Origin of the sequence: Ruthenibacterium sp., from assembly GCF_017421385.1 — a bacterium.
GTDB classification, from domain to species: Bacteria; Bacillota; Clostridia; order Oscillospirales; family Ruminococcaceae; genus Ruthenibacterium; species Ruthenibacterium lactatiformans.
In genome coordinates this window covers 21602-30176 of record NZ_JAFOIN010000062.1, presented here as the reverse complement: position 1 = coordinate 30176, position 8575 = coordinate 21602, and the positions used below count along the sequence as shown (strand labels likewise).

At 58.9% G+C, this 8575-nt stretch carries 13 protein-coding genes; 11 read left to right on the top strand and 2 right to left on the bottom strand.

Annotated features, from left to right (window positions below; all coding sequences use genetic code 11):
* On the top strand, positions 1–282 hold a 282-nt coding region (locus IIY41_RS06585), incomplete at its 5' end, for a 3-isopropylmalate dehydratase small subunit (RefSeq protein WP_502709819.1).
* A gap of 56 nt (positions 283–338) precedes the next feature.
* Positions 339–1409 carry a 3-isopropylmalate dehydrogenase gene (leuB, locus tag IIY41_RS06580; RefSeq protein ID WP_117473208.1) on the top strand — a complete coding sequence of 357 codons (1071 nt, stop codon included), beginning with the start codon at positions 339–341 and terminating at the stop codon, positions 1407–1409.
* Positions 1410–1547: 138 nt separating this feature from the next.
* Here leuB and IIY41_RS06575 read toward each other — a convergent pair whose 3' ends face one another.
* Positions 1548–1916 (bottom strand): hypothetical protein, encoded by a 369-nt coding sequence (locus IIY41_RS06575; protein WP_040910185.1) that lies wholly within the window; start codon positions 1914–1916, stop codon positions 1548–1550.
* A 128-nt stretch (positions 1917–2044) separates the two neighbouring features.
* Here IIY41_RS06575 and IIY41_RS06570 point away from each other — a divergent pair, with 128 nt between their 5' ends.
* From IIY41_RS06570 to IIY41_RS06555, 4 genes are all read left to right on the top strand, one after another.
* Entirely contained in the window at positions 2045–2269 is a 225-nt protein-coding gene (locus IIY41_RS06570) for a helix-turn-helix domain-containing protein (protein ID WP_009324386.1), read from the top strand.
* An 11-nt stretch (positions 2270–2280) separates the two neighbouring features.
* On the top strand, positions 2281–2505 hold the full coding sequence (locus tag IIY41_RS06565) for a helix-turn-helix domain-containing protein (RefSeq protein WP_009324387.1): 225 nt from the start codon (positions 2281–2283) through the stop codon (positions 2503–2505).
* Between the two features lie 124 nt (positions 2506–2629).
* Positions 2630–2998, top strand: a complete 369-nt coding sequence (locus IIY41_RS06560; RefSeq protein ID WP_009324388.1) for a CidA/LrgA family protein — start codon at positions 2630–2632, stop codon at positions 2996–2998.
* Complete coding sequence (locus IIY41_RS06555) at positions 2991–3671, top strand: LrgB family protein (protein WP_009324389.1); 681 nt, start codon at positions 2991–2993, stop codon at positions 3669–3671. The genes IIY41_RS06560 and IIY41_RS06555 overlap by 8 nt, the downstream gene beginning before the upstream one ends.
* 106 nt (positions 3672–3777) lie before the next feature.
* Here IIY41_RS06555 and IIY41_RS06550 read toward each other — a convergent pair whose 3' ends face one another.
* Positions 3778–4677, bottom strand: a complete 900-nt coding sequence (locus tag IIY41_RS06550) for a PLP-dependent cysteine synthase family protein (RefSeq protein ID WP_009324390.1) — start codon at positions 4675–4677, stop codon at positions 3778–3780.
* Between the two features lie 255 nt (positions 4678–4932).
* Between IIY41_RS06550 and ylxM the strand changes: the two genes are divergently transcribed.
* From ylxM to IIY41_RS06525, 5 genes are all read left to right on the top strand, one after another.
* Positions 4933–5304 carry a YlxM family DNA-binding protein gene (ylxM, locus tag IIY41_RS06545; RefSeq protein ID WP_009324391.1) on the top strand — a complete coding sequence of 124 codons (372 nt, stop codon included), beginning with the start codon at positions 4933–4935 and terminating at the stop codon, positions 5302–5304.
* 40 nt (positions 5305–5344) lie between these two features.
* A complete protein-coding gene (gene ffh / locus IIY41_RS06540) occupies positions 5345–6688 on the top strand; it encodes a signal recognition particle protein (RefSeq protein ID WP_009324392.1) in 1344 nt (447 codons plus the stop codon).
* A 79-nt stretch (positions 6689–6767) separates the two neighbouring features.
* Positions 6768–7010, top strand: a complete 243-nt coding sequence (gene rpsP / locus IIY41_RS06535) for a 30S ribosomal protein S16 (RefSeq protein WP_009324393.1) — start codon at positions 6768–6770, stop codon at positions 7008–7010.
* A 17-nt stretch (positions 7011–7027) separates the two neighbouring features.
* Positions 7028–7261 carry a KH domain-containing protein gene (locus tag IIY41_RS06530; RefSeq protein ID WP_009324394.1) on the top strand — a complete coding sequence of 78 codons (234 nt, stop codon included), beginning with the start codon at positions 7028–7030 and terminating at the stop codon, positions 7259–7261.
* Between the two features lie 180 nt (positions 7262–7441).
* Positions 7442–8548 carry a WG repeat-containing protein gene (locus IIY41_RS06525; protein ID WP_287400169.1) on the top strand — a complete coding sequence of 369 codons (1107 nt, stop codon included), beginning with the start codon at positions 7442–7444 and terminating at the stop codon, positions 8546–8548.
* Positions 8549–8575 lie beyond the last annotated feature (27 nt).

The following is an 8575-nucleotide window of genomic DNA, read 5'->3' as shown; positions in this document are numbered from 1 at the left end:
CGGGAGCACGCGCCCATCGCCATCAGGGAGAGCGGCGTGGCCTGCGTCATCGCCAAATCCTTTGCGCGCATTTTCTACCGCAACGCCATCAACATCGGCCTTCCCATTTTCGAGTGCGAGGCCGCCAGCGACGGCATCGCCGCGGGCGACGAGGTCCGCGTGGATTTCGACACCGGCCTCATCACCAACCTGACAAAAAACGAGACGTATCAGGCCCAGCCTCTGCCCCCGTTCATTCAGAACATCGTGAACAGAGGCGGGCTGCTGAACTCGCTGAAATAATGATCAATCAGGCCGCTCTTGCGCAGGGCGCGGGCGGCCCGGAACGGAGGAATACCATGCGCAAACGCATTGCAGTGATGAAGGGCGACGGCATCGGGCCGGAGATCGTAAACGAGGCGCTGAAGGTGCTGGAGACCGTAGCTTCAAAATACGGCCACCATTTCGCCTATAATTTTGTTGATATCGGCGGCGTGGCCATCGACAACCACGGCACGCCCCTGCCCCAGGCGACCATCGACGCCTGCCTTGAGGCGGACAGCGTGCTGCTGGGCGCGGTGGGCGGCCCCAAGTGGGACGGCGTGCCCGGGGATAAGCGGCCGGAAAAGGGCCTGCTGGGCATCCGCAGCGCCATGGGCCTGTTCGCCAATATGCGCCCGGCCAAGCTGTTCCCGCAGTTGGCCGGCGCGAGCCCTCTGCGCGGGGACATCGTGGCGAAAGGCATTGACTTCATGGTGGCGCGGGAATTGATCGGCGGCGTGTACTTCGGCGAGCACAAAACCGAGACCGTAAACGGCGAGCGCGTGGCCACAGACGTGATGCCCTATGCCGAGCATGAGATCGAGCGCATTCTGCGCGTGGGCTTTGAAACGGCCATGAAGCGCCGCAATAAGCTGACGGTGGTGGACAAGGCGAACGTGCTGGACACCAGCCGCCTGTGGCGCGCCGTGGCCGCGCGCGTGGCCGGGGACTACCCGCAGGTAGAGGTCAACTATATGTATGTGGACAACGCGTCCATGCAGATCGTGAAAGACCCGTCCCAGTTTGACGTGATCGTGACGGAGAACATGTTCGGCGATATTCTTTCGGACGAAGCCAGCATGATCACGGGCAGCATCGGCATGATTCCGTCCTCCAGTTTGGGCGAAGGCACGCGCGGGCTGTATGAGCCAATCCACGGCAGCGCGCCGGACATTGCCGGGCAGGACAAGGCCAACCCCATCGGCACCATCCTGTCCGCCGCGATGATGCTGAAATACTCCTTCGGCCTTACAGAGGAAAGCGACGCCATTGAGGCCGCGGTGAACCGGGTGCTGGAAAAAGGCCTGCGCACGGGCGACATGATGAGCGAGGGCTGCACGCCTGTGGGCTGCAAAGCCATGGGTGACGCCATATGCGCAGAGATTTGAGGCCATGCCGCACGCTCCGCGGCTGGTGCCTCAAGCGCGCACAATAAAACGGGACGGCGAAAAAAACACCGTTTCTGCGCCGCCGCTCTTTTAGGGAAAAGTATAAAGGTTTGGGAACAAAGAATCCCGGCCGCTGCGTTACCTTGCGCAGGGCCGGGATTTTTCGTTCGGCTCGGGCGCGCGCCGCTGTGCGACGGGCGCCTTTCCCTTTTGCCCGCCGCGCCGGGCCGGGCGCAGGCCAAGCTTGCCGTATTCATAGCAGCGCCGGCACATATACTCCTGAAGCTCCTCGTAGCTCTCCACCATTGCAAGCAGGTCCGGGTCTTCATCATCCGTGCCCAGGCGCCGGGCGATGCGTTCCCGCGCATCGCCCGCCCTCTGCCAGATGCGGCTTGCTTTTGAACCGGGACGAAACTCATGCCGAACAATGTGGGAAAGCGGCACGCGGTATTCCTCCAGAATATATTCCCCGTGCATCAGATTATAAATAATTTTAAAGAAATCCATAAACCCAAACCTTTCTATCCCCATTTTAAATCCCTATATTGGTATTGTCAATACCTATTTTAGCCATTTCAGATTGTGCATATTTGCAAATCCAACCTGTACACTTAAGTTGTACAGGCGGTGAAAAAATGGGGAACAGCTATGCAGACTACCGGGATGAAGTTGGTCTGAAAATCAAATATTATCGTTTGAAAAAGGGATATACTCAAGATCAGTTGGCCAAACGAATCGGTATTGAAGGAAATCATCTGAGCAAGATCGAACGAGCCAAAGTTGGCGTCTCTTTAGACATGCTGTTTGACATTGCCAACGCATTGGGAATTGATGCGTATAAGCTTCTCATGTTTGATTAAATGGTGCTGAAATGAAATACAAATATACAGACTACCGTCTTGGCTTGGCCTCAAACATCAAGCATTATCGGTTAAAAGCCGGCTACACCCAGGAACAGCTGGCCGAAAAAGTCGGCATCGGTTCAAAACATTTGAGCCGCATTGAAACCGCGCGTGTCGGAGTATCTCTGGATATGCTGTTCAATATCGCCGATGCGCTCGGGGTTGATGCCTACAAACTGCTGATGTTCCACTAAACCGCCGCGGGCCAGCCCGCGGCGGTTTTTCCTGCATTTGGGGGAGATTTGTCTTTTCTGCGCGTTGGGATTGTGCTATAATTATAACCGTTCTTTTTGTAAAAATGCCAAAGGAGTTCTTACAATGGGTATCATGGCACAAATCGGCATCGTGCTTGCGGTCTGCCTGGTAGGCGAGGGCATCGCGGCGCTGCTTCCCATCCCCTTCCCCGCCAGCGTCATCAGTATGGTGCTGCTGTTCCTCCTGCTTGCCGCAAAGCTGCTTCGCCCCCACCACATCAAAGAAAAATCCAATTTTCTCATCACCAACATGGCCTGTTTTTTTGTGCCCGCCGGCGTGGGTATCCTGCGCTATGCGGATGTGCTGTGGGCCAACCTGCTGCCGCTGCTGGCCATCTGCTTCATCACCACGCCGCTGGTGTACGGCGTTACGGCCTGGGCCGTGCAGCTCACCATGCGCGCCATTCAGAAAAAGGAGGCCCGTCATGATTGAGGCTGTCACCACCTCGCCGCTGTTCGGCATCGTGCTGTGCATCGGCACGTTCCAGATCGGGCGCTGGGTCCAGAAAAAAACAGGGCTGACACTGGCAAACCCGCTGGTCATCGCTATTCTGCTGTGCATCGGCGTGCTGCTTATATTCGACATTCCTTACGAGGATTTCGCCATTGGCGGCGATATCGTGAACATGATGCTCGGCCCCGCCACGGCTGTGCTCGCCTTGAACATCTACAACCAGTATGCCGTGCTCAAGCGCCACTTCGTACCCGTTTTAGTGGGCTGCACCGCGGGCAGCCTGTTCAGCCTGGCAAGTGTGCTGCTGCTGTGCCGCCTGTTCCGGCTGGACGAAGCCGTCACCGCCGCGCTGCTGCCCAAAAGCTGCACCACGCCCATCGCCGTAGGCATTGCCGAAAGCCATGGCGGCATCGCGGCCATCACCATGGTGGCCGTGCTCGTCACCGGGTTCATCGGCGCGGTGTGCGCCCCTTTGTTCGCCAAGCTGATGCACGTGACGGAGCCTGTGGCCGAGGGCCTTGCCATCGGCGCATGCAGCCATGCGCTGGGCACCACAAAGGCGGCGGAGCTGGGCGAAGTTCAGGGGGCGATGAGCGGCATCGCCATCGGCGTATGCGGGCTGATCACCGTGGTCGCGGCGCTGTTTCTGTGAGCACGGCATACCGGACCATTCAAAAAGCGCGTGTGGGCTTCCACACGCGCTTCATTTTTATACCGTTTTATTGCCCGCAGCCCGGACCGGGCTGCACGGCGGCTGCCTATTCATACAAAACCTGCCCCGCAAACACACAGACCACCCGCTTCAGATCCGGGTGCTCCGCCATCAACTGGTGCGCTGCCGTCAGCACGGCGCCCGCGCTGGGCGAAGCCGGAATGGCGTCTGTCTCCAGCACCTCACGCGCCGTGACGTTGGCCGTATGGCTGGGCACGGCCATCACGGCATCCACGATGTACGGGTTATAGTTTTCCGGCACAAAGCCCGCGCCCAGGCCCGGGATGTTGTGCCGTCCGATGTACCCGCCGCCGATGGCCTGGCTCTCGTAAGGCTCTACGGCAACCACCTTTACATCCGGGTACCATGCCTTGATGTATTCGCCCACGCCCGTAATAGTGCCGCCGCTGCCTACGCCCGCAACAACCGCGTCCAGCGCGCCGCCCGTTGCCTTGGCGATGTTCGGGCCCGTTACACGGCGGTGAAATTCAGCGTTCAAGTCATTGTCGAAATAGTTCAGGAAATAGCCGCCCGTCTGCTCCACGGCCTCCTGCGCGCGCTGCTCCACGCCCCTGCGGCCGTAAACATAGTTGGAAAGCACAATTTGCGCGCCGAACTTCGTCAGCATCTGCTGGCGCTCCAGCGGCACGGTAGCCGGCATGCAGAGCATCAGCGGGTGGCGGCTGTGGGCGCAGGCCACGGCCAGCGCCACGGCAAAGCTGCCGCTGGAACACTCGATCACCGTCTGGCCCGGCTGCAAAAGGCCTTTTTCCGTGGCCAGAGCCAGCATTCCTTCGGCCAGCGCGTCCTTTGCGGAGCCCGTCGTTCCGCCGTAGGCCAGATATGCATACAGGGAATCCGGCAGATCGTACTTCGCACAGTACCCGGAAAGCGCCACCACGGGGCGGCTGTACAGCGTTTCATAATAGCTTTTGTGGATATTCAAAACGAAACAGCTCCCTTCCCGGCGAAACCGCACACAATATCACGATTATTATACTATAAAATCCCAGTTTTGGGAATGCGTTTTCCATAAAATTTGCATTTCGCCGCCGGCATGCGCCAAGCGCACAAAAAGCTGCAAAAAAAATGGGCAAACCGCTGAAAAGGCCTTGACTTTACACCGCATGTGCGGTATAATGAACGAGCTGTGTAAAGCGGTTTGCTTTACACAATGATTTTGAGAAAAGGAGCGGCCGCGGTGGTTACAAAAAACCTCGAAATTTCGTACCTGCTTGATTTTTACGGCGACGTGCTGACGGAAAAACAGCGCGACGTGATGGAGCAGTATTACAACGACGACCTCTCCCTTTCTGAGATCGCGGACAACTTCGGCATCACCCGCCAGGGTGTACGCGACGCCATCAAGCGCGGCGAGGGTACGATCCTGGAGCTGGAGGACAAGGTCGGCTTTGCGCGGCGGTACCGCGCTGTACAGGAGGGCATTGAATCGCTGGAGCAGCTCGCCCGCGACATCAATTTCTACAACAACAACAATTACGCGATGTCCGAGGACATCCACCGCGCTGCGGACGAGATGCTGCATATCATCAACCGCATGAGCGAGGCGTGAACAGCGCTGCATAACGAACGGAAAGCGAGGCGTGCCGCCGATGGCATTTGAGAGTTTAAGCGATAAGCTGGCTTCGGTATTCAAAAAGCTGCGCGGCAAGGGCAAGCTGACCGAGCAGGACATTAAGGACGCTATGCGCGAGGTGCGCATGGCCCTGCTGGAAGCGGACGTCAACTATAAAGTTGCGAAAGATTTTATCGCCGGCGTCACCCAGCGCGCCATGGGACAGGAGGTCATGGAGAGCCTGACCCCTGCGCAGCAGGTCATCAAGATCGTCAACGACGAGCTGACGGAACTGATGGGCGGCAGCGAGGCCGCGCGCATTCACATCAAGTCCAAGCCGCCGACGGTGATCATGATGTGCGGCCTGCAGGGTGCGGGCAAAACCACACATACCGCCAAGCTGGCCAAACACTTTATCAAGGAGGGCCACCGCCCGCTGCTCGCCGCATGCGATATTTACCGCCCCGCCGCAGTCGATCAGCTGAAGATCGTAGGCGAAAAGGCCGGTGCGCCGGTGTTCGCCCTTCCGGGTGAAAAGCCCGAGGCCATTGCCAAAAAGGCCGTGGCCCACGCAAAGGACTACGGGAACGACATCGTCATCCTCGACACGGCGGGCCGCCTGCATGTGGACGGGGACCTGATGGCCGAATTGCAGCGCATCAAGGAAAACGTCCAGGTGGACGAAACGCTGCTCGTCATCGACGCAATGGCCGGCCAGGACGCTGTGAATGTAGCCAAAAGCTTCTCTGAAAGCACCGGCCTGGACGGCGTTATCCTGACGAAGCTGGATGGCGATACCCGCGGCGGCAGTGCGCTTTCCGTGCGTGCCGTTACAGGCAAGCCCATCAAATTCGCGGGCGTGGGCGAAAAGCTGGACGACCTGGAGGTATTCCATCCCAGCCGCATGGCCAGCCGCATTCTGGGCATGGGCGACGTACTGACGCTGATTGAAAAAGCGCAGGACACCGCCGACCAGAAAAAGGCCGAAGAAACCGCCAAGCGCCTGATGCAGAACAAATTCGACATGAACGATATGCTGGATCAGTTCGAACAGGTAAAGAAAATGGGCGGCGCTGCCGCCATGATGTCCATGTTCCCCGGCGCAGGACGCATTTCGGACGACGAGCTGGACAAAAGCGAAAAAGAGCTTGGCCGCATGAAGGCTATCATCCAGAGCATGACAAAGGGCGAACGCGCCAAACCCTCTACCATTGACCCCAAACGCAAGCGCCGCATTGCCGCCGGCAGCGGAACGCGCGTGGAGGACGTTAACCGCCTGCTTCGCCAGTATGAACAGATGCAGAAGATGATGAAGCAGTTCAAAAAGAACCCCAAGGGGTTTGGGCGCGGCATGAAAGGCCTGGGCGGCATGTTCCGCTAAGCGCCGCTTTTATTTCGGTAATCACGGGGCTTTGCCCCGCTGATATACAGTTTTTAAAAAATTACAGGAGGTGACAGGATTGGCTGTTAAAATCAGACTGCGCCGCATGGGCGCGAAGAAGGCTCCGTTCTACCGTGTGGTTGTTGCGGATTCCCGCTTCCCCCGCGACGGCCGTTTCATCGAAGAGATCGGTTACTATGACCCGACCAAGGAGCCCGCTGTTGTCCAGATCGACGCTGAGAAGGCGAAGAAGTGGATCGCGACCGGCGCTCAGCCCACCGATACCGTTCGTGTTCTGCTGAAGAAGAACGAGATTCTGTAATCGTGAAGGAGCACACAATGGAAGAGCTATTATTAGCAGTCGCCAAAGGCCTTGTGGAAGACAAGGACGCCGTAAAGGTTACGGTGGACGAGGCCAATGAGGACGGAATCATCGTGTATCACCTCACCGTTGCGGAGGACGACATGGGCCGCGTCATTGGCAAGCAGGGCCGCATCGCCAAGGCGATCCGCGTGGTCATGCGTGCTGCCGCCGTGCGCGAAGGCACCAAGGTCATGGTGGAGATCGGCTAAAATACGGTTCGGCCGCCAACGAAAATGGCTGTCGCAAAGTGCTTTTGAAGGGCATTTTGCGACAGCCATTTTTTGGTTTCCACTGCTTTCGTTACAACGCGGATACAAAAAACGTCTATATTGAATACAGCAGACAGAGCCGGACATATCCGGGAAACATCCACGCAAGGAGGAGCTTCTATGAAAAAACATGTCTGTGCCGCCGCGCTGGCGCTGTGCTTTGTTCTGGCCGCGTGTGCGCCGGAGCCGGGCGCTTCTTCCGCCTCCGTGCCATCCTCTTCCGCCGCAGCCTCCTCCCTGCCGCCGGCTTCCGGCACGGCCGGACAGGCAGCGCCGCCTTTGGACCTTCCCTATGAAAAGATTCAGCCTGTGGCGGATCACGCCACACCATACCCGTACCTTGCCTGCGGCTTTGACGGCAGCGGACCTGTGTATTACACCATGTGCCGAGGCGGCCTGTGGGGCCTGATGCGGGAAGCTTTCACCGTTGTGCTGGAATGCCGCGCACCGCAGCCCGTGACGCGGTGCCATCTGGGGCACTGGTCATGGGGCAGCGACGGAATGAACTGGGATGAACTGGATGCAGTCAACGCCCGCTTGTCCGAAACCGGGGACGGCGCATTGGAAGTGGGGCACGGCGGCAGCGGCACACTTTTTTATTGGGACGTGGCCGCATCCGCGCCCGGCTTCTGCCGGACGGGTGAAGCCGCACAAGCCCCTTCTCCTGTCACCGCCGCCGATTATGAGCGATACGGCGTATTCCTCCCCGTTCAGCTTTCCGTCATGGCTGAAAGCGAGATGACGGGCGGGCTGTATCCCCAGCCCATCGGCAGCGCTTTCTGCTACAATTTCGCCGGGCCCGCCGAGGCGGATGCGCCGCACTTGCTCACCGAAGAAGCCTACGAGGCTGCGGGCTGGTTTCGGGAAGGACTCGGCTCCGTATATAAGAATGGCAAGACCGCCTATCTCAACGCCGAAGGCCGGGCCGTGACGGATTTTCTTTACGACGGCGTGTGGGCGGTTCGCTGCGCCACACAAAGCGTGCTGGACGAAAAAACAGCCACTTATGCAGACGAGGTCGTGTATGCCCGCCCGGGCTGCGGCTACCCGCTTCGCAGCGGCTACGCCCCCGTGTGCCGGGACGGGCTTTGGGGCTTCCTCAATGCCGACGGCGCGGAAGCCGTTCCTTGCCGCTGCGAATACGCCTGTCCCACGCCGGATGGTCTTGCACTGGTACGCGAAAACGGCGTGTGGAGCCTTGTTGAGCCCGCGGCACTGGCGGCGTGAACTCCGTTTTCGCGCCTGCGGCGCCAC